Origin of the sequence: Algimonas ampicilliniresistens, assembly GCF_030159955.1 — a bacterium.
GTDB classification, from domain to species: Bacteria; Pseudomonadota; Alphaproteobacteria; order Caulobacterales; family Maricaulaceae; genus Litorimonas; species Litorimonas ampicilliniresistens.
Window position 1 is genome coordinate 786,793 of sequence record NZ_BSNK01000001.1, and the last position, 14,572, is coordinate 801,364.

15 protein-coding genes, 2 tRNA genes and 1 riboswitch are annotated in these 14,572 nt (G+C 54.9%); of the genes, 11 read left to right on the top strand and 6 right to left on the bottom strand.

The window, feature by feature from the left end; translation table 11 throughout:
* Positions 1–113: 113 nt before the first annotated feature.
* Positions 114–218: riboswitch (TPP riboswitch) on the top strand.
* From QQL54_RS03650 to QQL54_RS03695, 10 genes are all read left to right on the top strand, one after another.
* The gene (locus QQL54_RS03650; protein ID WP_284387673.1) at positions 207–761 is read left to right on the top strand and encodes a histidine phosphatase family protein; all 555 of its coding nucleotides are present in this window, start codon (positions 207–209) and stop codon (positions 759–761) included. It overlaps the preceding riboswitch by 12 nt.
* Positions 758–1,288 (top strand): hypothetical protein, encoded by a 531-nt coding sequence (locus QQL54_RS03655; RefSeq protein WP_284387675.1) that lies wholly within the window; start codon positions 758–760, stop codon positions 1,286–1,288. The genes QQL54_RS03650 and QQL54_RS03655 overlap by 4 nt, the downstream gene beginning before the upstream one ends.
* A gap of 25 nt (positions 1,289–1,313) precedes the next feature.
* Entirely contained in the window at positions 1,314–2,198 is an 885-nt protein-coding gene (locus QQL54_RS03660; RefSeq protein ID WP_284387676.1) for an MBL fold metallo-hydrolase, read from the top strand.
* Positions 2,191–4,062, top strand: a complete 1,872-nt coding sequence (thiC, locus tag QQL54_RS03665) for a phosphomethylpyrimidine synthase ThiC (protein WP_284387678.1) — start codon at positions 2,191–2,193, stop codon at positions 4,060–4,062. Before QQL54_RS03660 ends, thiC begins: the two co-directional genes overlap by 8 nt.
* A 70-nt stretch (positions 4,063–4,132) precedes the next feature.
* The gene (locus QQL54_RS03670; RefSeq protein ID WP_284387680.1) at positions 4,133–5,875 is read left to right on the top strand and encodes an ATP-dependent nuclease; all 1,743 of its coding nucleotides are present in this window, start codon (positions 4,133–4,135) and stop codon (positions 5,873–5,875) included.
* A gap of 746 nt (positions 5,876–6,621) precedes the next feature.
* Positions 6,622–6,999 (top strand): hypothetical protein, encoded by a 378-nt coding sequence (locus QQL54_RS03675; RefSeq protein ID WP_284387682.1) that lies wholly within the window; start codon positions 6,622–6,624, stop codon positions 6,997–6,999.
* A gap of 25 nt (positions 7,000–7,024) precedes the next feature.
* On the top strand, positions 7,025–7,474 hold the full coding sequence (locus QQL54_RS03680; RefSeq protein ID WP_284387686.1) for a hypothetical protein: 450 nt from the start codon (positions 7,025–7,027) through the stop codon (positions 7,472–7,474).
* A gap of 80 nt (positions 7,475–7,554) precedes the next feature.
* Positions 7,555–8,184, top strand: coding sequence for a hypothetical protein (locus QQL54_RS03685; protein WP_284387688.1), 630 nt, complete (start codon positions 7,555–7,557; stop codon positions 8,182–8,184).
* 129 nt (positions 8,185–8,313) lie between these two features.
* Positions 8,314–9,441, top strand: a complete 1,128-nt coding sequence (locus QQL54_RS03690) for a PA0069 family radical SAM protein (RefSeq protein WP_284387691.1) — start codon at positions 8,314–8,316, stop codon at positions 9,439–9,441.
* Positions 9,442–9,687: 246 nt separating this feature from the next.
* A complete protein-coding gene (locus QQL54_RS03695) occupies positions 9,688–9,897 on the top strand; it encodes a cold-shock protein (RefSeq protein WP_284389426.1) in 210 nt (69 codons plus the stop codon).
* Positions 9,898–9,964: 67 nt separating this feature from the next.
* Here the strand turns inward: QQL54_RS03695 and QQL54_RS03700 are convergent, their stop codons facing one another.
* The 4 genes from QQL54_RS03700 to QQL54_RS03715 form a co-directional block, all read right to left on the bottom strand.
* Positions 9,965–10,270 carry a SemiSWEET family sugar transporter gene (locus QQL54_RS03700; RefSeq protein ID WP_284387693.1) on the bottom strand — a complete coding sequence of 102 codons (306 nt, stop codon included), beginning with the start codon at positions 10,268–10,270 and terminating at the stop codon, positions 9,965–9,967.
* 147 nt (positions 10,271–10,417) lie between these two features.
* Positions 10,418–11,281 (bottom strand): hypothetical protein, encoded by an 864-nt coding sequence (locus tag QQL54_RS03705; RefSeq protein WP_284387695.1) that lies wholly within the window; start codon positions 11,279–11,281, stop codon positions 10,418–10,420.
* Between the two features lie 70 nt (positions 11,282–11,351).
* A tRNA-Asp gene (locus QQL54_RS03710) sits at positions 11,352–11,428 on the bottom strand.
* 75 nt (positions 11,429–11,503) lie between these two features.
* Positions 11,504–11,878, bottom strand: a complete 375-nt coding sequence (locus tag QQL54_RS03715; RefSeq protein ID WP_284387697.1) for an MmcQ/YjbR family DNA-binding protein — start codon at positions 11,876–11,878, stop codon at positions 11,504–11,506.
* 68 nt (positions 11,879–11,946) lie between these two features.
* Between QQL54_RS03715 and QQL54_RS03720 the strand changes: the two genes are divergently transcribed.
* A tRNA-Val gene (locus QQL54_RS03720) sits at positions 11,947–12,022 on the top strand.
* A 20-nt stretch (positions 12,023–12,042) separates the two neighbouring features.
* Here QQL54_RS03720 and QQL54_RS03725 read toward each other — a convergent pair.
* A complete protein-coding gene (locus QQL54_RS03725) occupies positions 12,043–13,050 on the bottom strand; it encodes a TIGR00341 family protein (protein WP_284387699.1) in 1,008 nt (335 codons plus the stop codon).
* Positions 13,051–13,125: 75 nt separating this feature from the next.
* Positions 13,126–14,508: an alginate export family protein gene (locus QQL54_RS03730; RefSeq protein ID WP_284387701.1), complete on the bottom strand. Its 1,383-nt coding sequence runs from the start codon at positions 14,506–14,508 to the stop codon at positions 13,126–13,128.
* Positions 14,509–14,572 lie beyond the last annotated feature (64 nt).

A 14,572-nucleotide genomic window follows, 5' to 3' on the forward strand; every position in this document is an offset into this window, starting at 1 on the left:
CGTGACAATGGCGGCCTTGCGTCGAAACTGGCGATCAACCTTCCGGGGTGGTTTTCAAAAACTATGAGAATGGCAGTACGTCTTGCACGGGGCGGCAATTATGCGCATAGCTAAGCACATCCGAGGGGCACCTGCCTGGCCATTGTCCAGCGGGTTGAGACGAACCCTTTGAACTTGATCCGGTTGATCCCGGCGGAAGGACGGACATGAAACGTGGTTTCACGCGCATTGGCGCCATTTCTTTAATGCTGGGCCTCGCGGCCTGCGCGTCCGTGAGCGCCTCTGCGCCCGAGACCGCACCAGATAGTTCGATGGACGCGCAGGCGCCTTTGAGCGTGTTTCTGGTTCGCCATGCTGAAAAGAAAACGGGTGATGACCCGTCCCTGACACTGGCGGGGGAGGCGCGGGCGTTGGCTTTAGCGGACCTGCTGGAGGATGCGAACATTGAGCGCATTCATAGCAGCGATTATAAACGCACGCGGGAAACCGCCGCGCCGCTTGCGGCACGCCTCAGCCTTGAGGTGGAACTGTATGACCCGCGCGATCTGCCGGGCATAGCGCAGCGCCTGAAGGCGGAGGGCGGGCGTCACCTCGTCGTTGGCCATAGCAACACAACGGGCGAGCTGACCGAGCTGCTCGGTGGCGAGGGCGGTGCGCCCATTGTCGAGGCGACCGAATATGATCGGCTCTACCACGTCACGACAGGTGCGGATGGTGAGATGGTCAGCACGCTACTACGATTTGGCCAGCGCTCGCCGTGAGCGAAGCTGAGTACACTCTAGCTAAGGATTGGCTTCGCGCTGACGAGCGGGTTATCTGGTCATATGTGCAAAGCGGAGAGCGCGCGATGCATGAAGCTGCGCCGAACAAATATCGCCAGCTTCGGATCACGAGTGCAATCATTGTCGGCTTTTTTATCACTTTCCCTATTTGGTCTGGAGACGAACAAGACCGTCTTCAATTCCTTTCGATAATTGGGGTTATCGCTCTAGCTGGCCTGTTCAGTCGCTATGATTGTTTGCCAAAAATCTACGATTGGTTCGGGCGAATATTTCCGTCGTCCGTTCAAACATATTTTTCTTGTGTCGTGACCGAAAGCCGCGTCTTGCTGTTTAGCTTATCAGGCGACAGTCCGGTGTCGCTACCGCGCAGCCAGTTAAAACGCGTCTGGCAAGATTTTGCCGAAGGCGCGCCAGCTTTGATGTTCAGAACCGATCATCCGCGGCGGGACTACGCTTTCATCAGCACAACCGATTTTACCCCAGCTCTTCGTGTGCTCAAAAGTTGAGAACGTACCCATGACAATAACGAACATGTCAGACCGACCACGCCGCGTCATGATTGGCGTTTTACGCGGCGCTGTAGCCTTACTGGCGACTGTCGGTGCGTCAGCTCATGCCCACGATGTTGACGCCTCGGCGCAGTATATCGCCAATGAAGGCGTCATGGTCGAAAGCGGGGATGTGAAAATTCTGTTCGACCCGATCTTCGATAATGGGTTCGGAACGTTTCCGCTGGTCAGCGAAGATGTGCGCGAGACATTGATGTCGGGTGCAGCCCCGTTTGACGGGGTCGATGCAGTCTTTGTCAGCCATGCCCATGCCGACCATTTCGCCGCCGCCGATATGATCGATTACCTGTCGTCCAATCCAGCCGTCCGCCTGATCGCGCCGCCTCAAGCGTTAGAGCAAATGCGCGAAGATGACGGGTGGGATGACGCATTGCTGTCCCGGATCATCGCGCAACCGCTCGATCTGAATGCCAGCATGGATCATATTTTCGACTTTGGTGACGCCGATAGCGGGCACCCTGTAGGTGTGACTCGGTTGCGCGTGCCGCATATTGGCGGGGCGATGCATGAAGCGGTTGAGAACATGATCTACCGCGTCACCCTCGGTCCCGGGGCGACGGTGATGCACCTTGGTGATGCCGATGCGAACCAAACCGTATTTGCGGCGCAGTCCGCGATCTTCGGCGCGGTCCGCACAGATATGGCGTTTGTCCCGTTCTGGTTTGTCACGGCACCGGGCGATGATGAAACGCGCGCGTGGTTGAACGCCGCGCATACGGTCGGCATCCATGTCCCGATCGACGTTCCTGATGACTTAGCCACATCTGGTGCAGACTATTTTTCCATTCCCGGCGAGCGCCGTGATCTTCAAAATTCGGACACGCATAAGGACGAATCCCATGAATAAACCTATCGATAAAGACGCCCTGAACGTGCGGGAAATTACCACGGGGCCGCTGCCCGCCTCGACCAAGGTCTATACCGCGCCCAAAGCTGATCCGAGCCTGCGCGTCCCGCACCGGCTGATTGCGCTGCACCCGACGGCGGAAGAGCCGCCGGTGCCCGTCTATGACACGTCCGGTCCCTATAGCGATCCGGATGTCGCCATCGATCTGGACGCCGGTTTGCCGCGCCCGCGCACGGCGTGGGTCAAGGCGCGCGGTCATGTCGTCCAGTATGAGGGCCGCGACATCAAACCCGAAGATAATGGCAATGCGACGGGCAAATATCTCGCGCGCGAATTCCCGGTCAAACACCGCCCGCTCAAGGGCGACCGGACCGGACCCGTCACCCAATATGAATATGCCAAAGCCGGGATCATCACGAGCGAGATGATCTATGTCGCCGAGCGTGAAAACTTGGGCCGCCAAGCCATGCTGGACGGCGCGCAAGACCGCGTTGAGGCGGGCGAGAGCTTCGGGGCCGAGATCCCCGCTTTCGTCACGCCCGAATTTGTCCGCGACGAGATCGCGCGCGGCCGCGCCATCATCCCCGCCAATATCAACCATGCGGAGCTAGAACCGCAGATCATTGGCCGCAACTTCCTCGTCAAAATCAATGCCAATATCGGGAATAGCGCCGTCGCGTCCTCTATCGAGGAAGAGGTCGAGAAAATGGTCTGGGCGACGCGTTGGGGCGCGGACAACGTTATGGACCTGTCCACGGGCCGCAACATCCACAATACGCGCGAATGGATCATCCGCAACAGCCCCGTGCCGATTGGGACTGTGCCGATCTATCAAGCGCTGGAGAAGGTCAACGGCGTCGCCGAAGACCTGACGTGGGAGGTTTATCGCGACACGCTGATCGAACAGGCCGAACAGGGCGTGGATTATTTCACCATCCATGCCGGCGTGCGCCTCGCCTATATCCACCTGACCGCGAACCGCGTCTGCGGCATCGTTTCGCGCGGCGGGTCGATCATGGCGAAATGGATGCTGTCCCACCATAAGGAGAGCTTCCTCTACACCCATTTCGACGAGATTTGCGACATCATGCGCGACTATGACGTGTCGTTTTCCCTCGGTGACGGGCTGCGCCCCGGCGCGGTGGCCGACGCCAATGATCGCGCGCAATTTGCGGAACTGGAAACGCTGGGTGAGTTGACACAGGTCGCGTGGGCCAAGGGCTGCCAAGTCATGATCGAAGGGCCGGGCCACGTCCCGATGCATAAGATTAAAGTGAATATGGATAAGCAGCTACGCGAATGCGGTGAGGCGCCCTTCTATACGCTCGGCCCGCTCACGACCGATATCGCGCCCGGCTATGACCATATCACGTCGGGCATTGGCGCGGCCATGATCGGCTGGTTCGGCACCTCCATGCTCTGCTACGTCACGCCGAAAGAACATCTCGGCCTGCCAGACCGCGACGATGTCAAAGTCGGCGTCATCACCTATAAACTCGCCGCCCACGCCGCCGACCTCGCCAAAGGCCACCCGGCGGCGCAATTGCGCGACGATGCGCTGTCCCGCGCTCGGTTTGAATTCCGATGGGAGGATCAGTTCAACCTCAGCTTGGACCCCGAAACCGCGCGCGATTATCACGACCAAACCTTACCGAAAGAAGCGCATAAAACCGCCCACTTCTGCTCCATGTGCGGGCCGAAATTCTGCTCGATGGAGATCACGCGGGAAGTGCGGGAATATGCGGATGGGTTGAGCGACAATGAGAAGAAAGCGCTGGGCTTGAGCGCGGAAGAGGGGATGAAAGAGATGAGTGAGAGGTTTAAGGCCGAGGGTGGGGAGATTTATTTGGAGACGGAGGACTAAAGTCGATCTATGGAAGGTCTGTCGGAAATTTGAAGAATAAAGAATCTAACGGAAAGTCTAATTCAAAAAAATGATCAAAGGCATACAACTTAAATCCTATAAACGCTTTGATGATTTTCGACTTACTGCGAGAAAGGGAAATATACTTGTTGGTCCTAATAATAGCGGAAAATCCTCTATTTTGGACGCGCTTAGATTGACGGAAATCGGTCTAAAGCAAATGAAAAGAAACCCAACTTACATCCGACATGGGACCACAGGGTTTCTTGGGTACCAAATTCCTGATTCATCTCTCCCATTCACTATCGCGAATTCCGTAAGAAATTACGGTAATGGCGATGCTGAAATTATCATTACTCATGAAAACGGTAATAAAGCAGTGTTTTTGGCTCATCCGGACCGATCTACTCGATTCTATGTCCAGACCAATTCCGGCCAGCCTAGAACTGCGGTGGCATATCGAAAATCGTTTCCAATAGAGCTGCTAGTAGTGCCCACTCTAGGTCCGTTGGAGATAAACGAAAGGGTAAGAAAGCCTGAAACTATTGAAAAGAATATGGGAACTAGGATTGCGGCCCGAAACTTCAGAAATATATGGAAATATAAACCGCCTTCAGATTTTTCTGTCTTCCAAAAGAGGATTGCTGACGTTTGGCCTGGGATCACCATTGACGCACCAATCGTTGAGATGGGAACTCCTCAATATCTTACAATGTTTTTTAATGAAGGTCGTATTCCTCGAGAAATACAGTGGGCTGGTTTTGGTTTCCAAATTTGGCTACAGTTACAAACGCATCTTGCGAGGGCTACAGAGAATTCAATATTGGTTCTTGATGAGCCTGATATATACCTTCATCCAGAGCTGCAGCATGCTCTATACCACGATGTATCATCGCAATTTAAGCAGTATTTTATTGCAACACATGCAACTGAAATAATTAACGAATCCCCTACTCAGGACTTGATCGTTATTGACCCTATGGCTGCGAGAGGAAAACGCATCGCGACCGAAGAGCAATATGTAGCAATGTTGGATTACATTGGTTCCGCACAAAATGCTGATTTTGCTAAAATATCTCGTGCTAAAAAAGTTATTTTTGTGGAAGGAAAAGACGCTAAAATACTGCGCATGTTCGCAAAGAAATTTGGCTATACGAAGTTGGCATCAAGTAGCAGAACTCCAATACAGAGATTAGGCGGATTTACCCAGAGTAGTCGTGCAAAGGCAACTGTCTGGGCATTTAAAGAGTTGTTAGGTGTGAATGTGGAAACTCTCTGTCTGTTTGATAGAGATTACAGGTGCGAAAAAGAGGTTGAAAATTTCAAAAGCGAAATGGAGCAAGGTAACCAAAAGTGCTTTGTTTTGAAACGTAAGGAAATTGAAAATTACCTCTGCGATTGTGGAGCAATTTCTTCTGCAGTGAATAAAAGACTCGATAAATCTGGGCGGCCGTATTCATGTTCAATTTCAGATATACGTGCTTTAATGGAAGGCGTATTTGATGAAATGAAAGATGAATGTAATGGTCAAATTTTAGGGGATTACATACGCTTCTATGCGAAAGCAGATAAACATACTGACACATCAACTCATGTGAAAAATGCCAATAAGCAATTCAATGCAGAATGGGCCACTTTCGAGGGGCGTTTGGCTTTGGCTCCAGGTAAGGATGTTATTAAGCGTATTATGTCTTCAATACAGAATGAATATGACGTTTCTATCACCGTTAACATGATAGTTAGCGAGATATCGCGCGATACTAGTAATGACTTGACTTCTTTTCTTGGGCAAGCTGAACTTTTTATGAGATAGTGAGACTCTGCGTAAGTTGTAGTGGATTGAGTAGAATTCCCGTGCCTTGTTTCTGGACTAGACTAGTCGCATTTTAGTCAGATGAACTTCTTTCCCCATATTAGGTGGTGTTATCCCGCGCGGCCTCTCAATCACATTCTGGCTCATCCCCGCCTGTTCCACCCGAAAGTCACGCGCCGTTCGGCACTTCGCTGTTTTCAATCCCCCGGACTGAAAATCAGTACCGTAATCATATCCTCTCTCTCCTAAAGTCAGCGACATTCACACTGTCCGTTGCAGGCACGAGGTGGGGCATATCCCTCGGTGCAATGGGCCGGTGTGAGGGTTTGGTTTGGGGTGCGGGGAGCGTTCCGCTTGAGGGGTCCTGTCATGGGATTTCCGCGCCGAGCCAAGCGGGCGCTCGTCGGGCTTATGCACCCGGACGCGCTCTCTTGCCTTCCACCTTTGATGGATGTCGGTCTGTGTGACCCGCGAGAGCCAAACATCCCCGCCCGCCGCGTTCGGCAAGTGGGCTTAGGCCGCGGACCTTGTGCAGATGAGCAGACGTCAGAGGCGGCGAGGTCAGGCTAAACACTGCGCGCGGGCCTCTGCCTGTCGTAAATTGGTGTGTTCTTGTCTCTATCCATCGACGGGTAGAGGCCCGCGCCTCGTGTCACTTTTGATGCGATCCAACTAAGCCGACCCCGCGATGGGCGGCAGGACGTGGGCGCTTGTCCAGAAATGATCGGCCTTGCGACAGAACGGTCATGGACCTATCCCATCTTATCGCTGATCTTGCCTTATATCTCGCTGGGGGGCTGACCCTGTTGGTTGCGCTGGCGCATGGTTGGCTTGGGGCGACGAAGATTGTGGAGCCAGCCCAGGCCGCGCCGAGCGCGAAACGCATATTGCACGCGATCATGTTTCTATCGGCGGTCTATTGGTTTGCGGCGGGGTTGTTGCTGTTGGCGACGCCGACGCAGTTCGCGGGCCATGTCCGTTTTTGGGTCGTGATCGGCTGTGTGCTGATGTTGGGCGGCGGCGGGATCGGCAATGTCTGGGCCATGCGGGGCCGACATTTTGGTGGCTATGCGTTGCTGGTGATTTCGGCTCTGGCCCTGTTCGGGGCTCTATTGGGTATTTGAATTGGGATTTAGGGGGGCGTCCAAAATGACCGAATATGAGCATGTGCAGCTATTCTTCCAGATCGTGAATGTCGCGAACGGGACGATTTCCAACTATATGACGTTGGTGTTCGGGATGTTGGTGACGAGCTATCTCGCCGCGCATCGACTTGATCGGCTCATGGCGGGGATTGCGCTGGCGATCTACAGCCTATTCGCGCTGGGGCTCTGTAATGAGGTTTTCCAAGTCTATAGCGATTTCGCGCGGTTGGGCTTGCAGATATCGGAGTTCGGCAGCGTACCGGAGACGGCGCTGGGGTGGTTCGGCCCGGTGGCGCTCGGCCCCGATGGGTTAACGGCCATTCCGGTCATCATCCTGACAGTGACGCTCGGCGCCTATATCGGATCGATCCTGTTCTTTTTCCGGGCGCGCAAGGCGAATAAGTCGAGCGATGTCGAGCCGGTTGAGGCGAGCGTGACGGTGGCAACCGATTAAACAGACCTGTTTGGTTTGATTAGAGTGGCGATGCGACGCGTTGCTAAATTGAAGACTGTCGAGAAAAGGAGCCCGACACCATGAAAACGAAACCCTTGAAGATATTATGGCTCACGGCAGCCGTTATTCTGCCCTTGAGCGTCTCTGTGACGGCCTATGCTCAAAATGCCGAGATGCCAGCAGACGCAGTCGAAGAGGCCGCTTCTCCGCTCGTACCTGCGCTGGAGAAGTTTCGTCCGCTGATCGGGACATTCGATATAAGTGGCGTGCGCTACACGCCTAATGGTGAGGTTCCGCTCACGCCTACGCAATCTGCGACACAGCCCATCATGGGCGGTTATGGTCTTCAGGATATGTCGCAGATCGATGTGGGTTCGCCAGAGTTGATGGGTTTACAATCGACAATCACTTACGATCAGTTTCGCAAGATCTATCGGGTGACCTTGTTGGACGATACGCTCGGTCTGATGGATGTTTACGAAGGGGACTTCGACACAGACACTGTGCTGAGTGTGACCAATCTTCGTAGCGACACACATTTTCCGATCGGCCCAAATGGCGAAGCTATGCATTTCAAACTACGGTGGGACTTGGGCGCGTCGCCGATCACTTACGAACTTCTGATGACTGTCGATGGTGGCGAGAGTTGGGACAATTTCTCTAAGATGACTTACACAAAGACGTCGGCGTCTACCTCTACAAAGGACTGAGGTTACGCTGTCCACAGGAGAGGTGGTTGAAATATTGACGAATAAGGAAAAAATTCCTAATTCTGTCTCATCATCAATCATCGCTTCGTTTGGGCCAAATTCGGGAGCGGCAATCTTGCGAGACTCCTCATGGCCCAGCCCAACATCCTGCCCTTTCAACAGCCCAAGCGTGAGCTGAAAATTCGAGAGAAGGGGCGCGGCGCGCGCAGTAATGTGACGGGGCGCTATGAGCCGCTGACGCGGGAACGGTCAGAAGAGGATTGGGATGCGCTCCCGATTGAGGACCGCGCGCCGGCCAAGACGTCGCTGACGGTCGAATTTCCGCGCACGATCATCAACAAGGTGGTCAGTCCCTATGTCGGGTTTGAGCGCTCGATCAATCCCTATCGCGGCTGCGAACATGGCTGCATCTATTGTTTCGCGCGGCCGACGCACACCTATTACGGCCTCTCTGCCGGGCTTGATTTCGAAACGCGGCTCTATGCGAAGCCCTCGGGGCCGGAGCTGCTGAAACGCGAATTGTCGAATCCGCGCTACAAAGTCCGGCCGATCATGATCGGCACGAATACGGACGCTTATCAGCCGGTTGAGCGCGAGCAGTTAATTATGCGCGGTTTGCTGCAAGTCTTGTCCGATTTTCGTCATCCGGTCTCGATCCTGACCAAGTCGAACCTGATTACGCGCGATCTGGATATTCTTGGTCCCATGGCGGAACGCGGGATTGCGCGAGCGATGGTGTCGATCACGACGCAGGACCGGGCGCTGGCTCGCGCAATGGAGCCGCGCTGCCCGACACCGGAACGCCGCTTTGAAGCGCTGGGGCAGTTGGCGGCGGCGGGGATTCCGACAGGTATCATGCTGGGTCCGATGATCCCGGGGCTGAATGATAGTGAGTTGGAGAGCATTATGACGCGCGCAGCCGAACTCGGGGCCAGCTACAGCGCCTATACGGTGCTGCGCCTGCCGCAGGAGGTCAGTCCAATCTTTCAGGAATGGCTGGAGGCCTTCGCGCCAACCCGCGCGCGGCGGATCATGAACCACATTCGCACGATCAATGGCGGCAAGGATTATGATCCGCATTGGTCACGCGGAGAGGATAGCGAAGTGAAGACGCCGTTCCGCAAGTTGATTGCGCAGCGCTATTATCACGCGCAACGCCGGACCGGGATTATCCCGCGCGAACAGCGTGTATCGCTGGACTGCACGCAGTTCCGTGTTCCGGAAAGAGTCAGCGGGCAGGGCGATTTGTTCGGGTGAGGGGGTATTAACCTTCAACAAACCTTCATGGTGACTAGACTTGCTATCACGCAGACTTATCCCCATATGCCCTTTATCGACTTAAGGGCCAGATCATCGGCCTGCCGCTTGCTCACGATTTATCGTGGCCCGGCGCAGAATGCTTTTCCTACCAGACGTCGAGACTGGCCGCGCAATTTGCGTGGCATCCGATCGGCACGTCGTCGATCGGAAACCGACGATCTAAAGGATTACACTATGTCGGATATGCAAACAGGTACTGTTAAGTTTTTCAACACCACTAAAGGCTTCGGCTTTATCGCGCCTGAAGGTGGCGGCGACGATGTGTTCGTTCACATCTCTGCTCTGCAGCGCTCTGGTTTGGACAGCATCAACGAAGGCGACAAGGTTCAGTTCAACACAGCTGTCAATCAACGCTCAGGCAAGACTGCCGTTGATTCCATCTCAATGGGCTAAGGCTTACGCCTCATTCTGAATTTGAAAGGCTCCCGAAAGGGGGCCTTTTTTTGTGCCTAACGATCGATCAGTCGCCGACCACGATCGACCGCACACGGTCCCGGCTCGACACGTGTCGATGGCGATTGCGGATGATGAGGGCAAGGATGACCAGCGCAAAGGCTAGAGTCACGAGGTTGGCCAAGATCACGGGCCAGCTGCCCACAGCCACGCCGTAAGCGAACCATAGCGCAACACCGGCTGAGAAGATTGCATACATCGGCAGCGAGAGCCCGTCTGTCCGTCCTGTGCGAACGCAAGCCAACGCTTGTGGCAAGAAAGACAAGGTTGTTAGGCTGGCGGCAATGTAGCCGATGATGTCAATTGTGCTCATAACGTCGAATCTAAATGCGTCGCATAATTTCGGAAGGCTCACCTGTGCAGGCAGTCCTTGCGAAAATGCGGGGTGCGGCTGTGCAGATCTGCACATTGTCAGGGCAGGCCAACTGCGGTCGTGATTTCTACGAGTAGCGACTGAACTCTATCGCGCCTCTGATTCCAAAATTTTCAGTGCGGGCTCAATCCGAATGGCGTGTGACCAACCAACGGTCGCCATAACGCGCTTGCCGTCCTCGGTTAGTGTCCGGATAACGTTCAAGAGGTGCTGATCTCTTATGTCATTGCCATATTCAAACATGTCGTTGAGGAATCCAGGGCTTGCGTGAACGCCCTGCATTGCGTGCCAGCTCTCACCATCCGGAAACTCTACCGACCAAGCCGCATCGAAGGCTCCAATATCATCAATTACACCTTTGATGCCGGGTCGTTTTCCGCGATCGGCAATGATGCTCGACATGCGGTCGCGCGCCGCTTCGGGGGATACGCCTTTACTGCCAGAATAGGGGCGAAGCAAAAGGTAGAGGGCGACTTGTCGGTCAGAGAATCGTTTACGGAGCTGTTCAGGCTCACAGGCCCGACAAAGCTCCCATGTGTAGAGCGCAAGGCCGTCTCGCTTGGCCATTGCGGCCAAGGCTCCGCTTTCGCCAAATGACTGAACCGGATCCATAAAAGGCGGTAGCACAAAGCCCATACGCCCTTCGACAAGCACGATATCCGGTTTGAAACTGTCAAACTGATGGTTGAGCTCGGCAAATTGAGGGTGAGTTGGGTCTGAACTGTGTGTCGCCCCAAAGATCAGGGCTTCGCCGGTGCCAGCAGAAGTCTGGCGGATAATGGGTGGTTCTACGGTGTGAGAGATGGCCTCATAGGCGTCCCAACTCAGAAGCGGGTAATCGACATAGTCGGTGTTCAGATCATAGGTGGGCGGCGACCGCCAGGCCATCAGCGCGACATAAGTAATAGCGATTGCCAGCAGAACGGTCAGGGCTAAGGCTAAGCGTTTCATAGCGATCTCCGAATGACGGAGACAGCGCCCCGCGGAGGGGATAATCGCATGAATGTCACGGAGACGCCAATGGCGCGAGTGACGGGACTCGAACCCGCGGCCTCCGGCGTGACAGGCCGGCGCTCTAACCAACTGAGCTACACCCGCTTATTAGCGTGAGCGGGCAGATAGGCGGAACAAATCGGGGCGTCAACGTGAAAACTGGGGTAAACTCATAAGATGTCAGTCTAAAGCAAACTTTTTGCGGACAGCCTTGGTCAAAGTCGCCGTGACAACCGTGTGGGACGTCTGAAGCCGCTCTTCGACATCATCCAGTTCAAGCCGATCAAGCTTCAACATGACCAAGTTTCCGCGCGGCATATGGGTGTGACGTTGCGCGACCTCTGCGGCGATCAACATCGCGGCTATTTCCGGGCTAGGGGTCTTTAGGGTCAGTTGCGCTTTGCCGGGATTGAGGATCGCGAACATTTTAAACGTGTCGGGATCGCCAACCTTATAGACATGGCTGCCCATCCACTGCTCCGTCATAAAAACGGATGGCAGTGCCATAGCCGCCTTATGGACGTCCGCATCGCTGATCGGTGGAGTATTGCTCATATTATCTGCTTGGCAGAATTGCCATGGGCTGTGAAGCTTGGCATAGGCCCCGACCGAAAGATGATTTGGGGCGGTTAGCTCAGCTGGTAGAGCATCTCGTTTACACCGAGAGGGTCAGCGGTTCGAACCCGTTACCGCCCACCATCTTCGATGAATTTCAAAGCCTATCCGATTGAAATCCGCGCGCCGAGATCAAGAATGATGATCAACGCGATGCACAGGGTCAGAAACCCGACCGATAATCCGAGGTTGAGGAAGACGGCGCGGGTTGCGTCTTGACGCTCCAGCCATTGTCGTGGTCGAATTTTGCGCAGACGGAAGACAACCAGTGCGGCGAAGACCAAGCTGGCGACATTGAGCGCCAGTAACAACGCTGCGCGCAGGGCGAGTTCCCACTCTCCGCTTCCTAGAAATAGCCCGACAGCAGCGCCAGGCGGTAGCAATGCGGCTGCGACCATCACGCCGACTAAGACAGCGCCTTGTCCCCGCGCCATGGATAGGGCTGCCGCACAGCCAGCGGCGATAGCCAAGGCCATACCATCCAGCCGGACTTCGGCACGGCTAATCAGTTCTCGGCTCTGCAGATCGACTGGAATCATGAAAGAGATCAGCACAGAACAGAGTAACGCCAGCGCGATACCGACGACCAATGTGCGGGTTGATCCATACAATAAGGTCCGATCGCCCAATGCAGCGCCGAATGCGAAGCCGAGAATCGGTCCGAGCAGAGGGGCGATGACCATCGCGCCGATGACGCCAGCTACACTGTCCGAATTTAATCCGATCGCTGCGACAATCGTCGATAGGGCTACAAGGATCAGAAAATCTCTGTCGAGTGTCGCGCCGAGGGAGATGTCGTTGAAAATTTCTTCGCGGAGGGCCTGTGTCCGTTGCTTTGGGTTTTGCGAGGACGATTGCGCCTCGGTGAGCTTTGGGGCCGTGGCCTCAATAGGAATCAGACTGATTCGCCACTCCGTCTCGTCCTCCAGACAAGTGTAGAGATTATCCATCAAAGCTTGACCGGATTCATCGCGCAGGAAAACGTTGATGAGTTTGCGATCTCGCTGTTCGAGCGGAATAACGTAATAATCGATCGGGTCAGCGGCGCGGATAGCCCGTATGACTGTGTCAAACGTGTCCGTGTCGCGCAGGTGTATATCAAGGCGTCGCATGTCCGCCTCTTAGAGCGTCAAAAGCCGTCGCGAAACGGTTCCTTTTCGGTCGAACAATATGATCCCGTCGCAGCCTCAGAAGCTATAGGTCATCTGTACGAAACCGAAGACTGAGCCGTTTCCGCTTGGCCCGTTCGGAACGGTTTTGGCAAACCGTCCAAAAATTAAGCCGGATCCGCCGACTTCAAGTCTGAGCGTCTTAGGAACGACCCAATATCGCGCGCGGGCATCAATTTCGTGCCCGATGAAGCGTCCAGAGTTGCCGCTTGGATCTCTGAGTTTTGCGACGACCCAGGAATCGCTCGCACTGTCCAAATGGGCGGCGTGATAATAAAGACGCGCGTCCCAGCGATCATTGGGTTTGATCTCGAACCTGACACCCGGCGCGGACAAGTTGGCGGGGGTCAGGGGTCCGAAGGTGGAGGTGTTGTTGAGATCGGTCCGGCGGCCTCCGAACAGCCGCTCATGCTGACCGAAAATGTCATCGGTCGGATCATTATCGCCGCTGGCATAATAATATTCGAACGCAAGATGAGGGCGCCACGGCGCGTCCCACGTATAGCCGATGGAGGCGAATAGCATGGAGGCCCGGACATCCAGATCATTCTGATCTGACGCCGCGCTGCTCGCCTTGCGTGTTCCGTGCCTAAATGACCCCTCCAGATCGATATCCCATTGTCCGGGCGCTGCTAGCCGATAAATCCGAGCCCCAGGGGCAATGTAGCTGCGGTTCGGGGTTTGCAGCGTGTCTTTATCGCGTTCGTTCAGACCATAGACGAAGGCTTCGCCCCAGAGCCCCGGTACGCGCTCACCCAAGAGGTCCGCACGACGATAATGCGCGGCCCAGATGCGTCGTCCCCACTGCTCTTCATCGCCAGATAGGGCGTTGTCGTCCAATTCGCTCCGGCTGGACGGAAACCGTCCTATCGGAACGACATAGAAGAGATGGAGCTCATCGCCATTAGTCGTCTCGGATTGAAAATAGGCTCCAGTATAGCTCTTGATAACATTGCCAAAATCGGCCCGTTCAATCTGGCGTTTTGAGCCTATCGAAACGGTCTGACGCCCCAGCGTGAGTTTGCCCTTGGATCCAGCGCCTAAAAGGCCGGGTAAGGCGTCAATTCGCGAGTATAATTGCAAAATGTCGAGCGGGTTGACGGTGGAGCTTGTCAGCGGCGTGCCGCTGTCGTCCAGATAGGCGCGGCTATCTTGAAGCTCCAGCCCGAAAGTAATCGGTCCGGTGTCAGCCTTGATGTCTACTAGAGTTCGGAACAGCAGCAGTTGGTCACCGCCGGATCTATTCACACGAAACTGGTTTTGGGTCGATTGATAGCGGACCCGGCTTTCCCCGTGAACGCTCAGCCAATCCGGTGTCTCTGACTGCGCATATATTGGTGCGCTGCCCATCGTGGACAGGATTGCTAAAAGAGAGAGAAGGCGCTTTGGACGAAACCACATAGGGACGTTCTTTCGCGGCGTACTGACGCACCTCCTTAGAGTGGCCTTAAAGAATGTGCCACAA

What these genes read in the sequence shown, in the direction of transcription:
- QQL54_RS03650 (WP_284387673.1), top strand. Translation starts at nt 207, where the DNA reads ATGAAACGTGGTTTCACGCGCATTGGCGCCATTTCTTTAATGCTGGGC.
- QQL54_RS03660 (WP_284387676.1), top strand. Translation starts at nt 1,314, where the DNA reads ATGTCAGACCGACCACGCCGCGTCATGATTGGCGTTTTACGCGGCGCT.
- thiC (WP_284387678.1), top strand. Translation starts at nt 2,191, where the DNA reads ATGAATAAACCTATCGATAAAGACGCCCTGAACGTGCGGGAAATTACC.
- QQL54_RS03670 (WP_284387680.1), top strand. Translation starts at nt 4,133, where the DNA reads ATGATCAAAGGCATACAACTTAAATCCTATAAACGCTTTGATGATTTT.
- QQL54_RS03675 (WP_284387682.1), top strand. Translation starts at nt 6,622, where the DNA reads ATGGACCTATCCCATCTTATCGCTGATCTTGCCTTATATCTCGCTGGG.
- QQL54_RS03680 (WP_284387686.1), top strand. Translation starts at nt 7,025, where the DNA reads ATGACCGAATATGAGCATGTGCAGCTATTCTTCCAGATCGTGAATGTC.
- QQL54_RS03685 (WP_284387688.1), top strand. Translation starts at nt 7,555, where the DNA reads ATGAAAACGAAACCCTTGAAGATATTATGGCTCACGGCAGCCGTTATT.
- QQL54_RS03690 (WP_284387691.1), top strand. Translation starts at nt 8,314, where the DNA reads ATGGCCCAGCCCAACATCCTGCCCTTTCAACAGCCCAAGCGTGAGCTG.
- QQL54_RS03695 (WP_284389426.1), top strand. Translation starts at nt 9,688, where the DNA reads ATGCAAACAGGTACTGTTAAGTTTTTCAACACCACTAAAGGCTTCGGC.
- QQL54_RS03700 (WP_284387693.1), bottom strand. Translation starts at nt 10,270, where the DNA reads ATGAGCACAATTGACATCATCGGCTACATTGCCGCCAGCCTAACAACC.
- QQL54_RS03705 (WP_284387695.1), bottom strand. Translation starts at nt 11,281, where the DNA reads ATGAAACGCTTAGCCTTAGCCCTGACCGTTCTGCTGGCAATCGCTATT.
- QQL54_RS03715 (WP_284387697.1), bottom strand. Translation starts at nt 11,878, where the DNA reads ATGAGCAATACTCCACCGATCAGCGATGCGGACGTCCATAAGGCGGCT.
- QQL54_RS03725 (WP_284387699.1), bottom strand. Translation starts at nt 13,050, where the DNA reads ATGCGACGCCTTGATATACACCTGCGCGACACGGACACGTTTGACACA.
- QQL54_RS03730 (WP_284387701.1), bottom strand. Translation starts at nt 14,508, where the DNA reads ATGTGGTTTCGTCCAAAGCGCCTTCTCTCTCTTTTAGCAATCCTGTCC.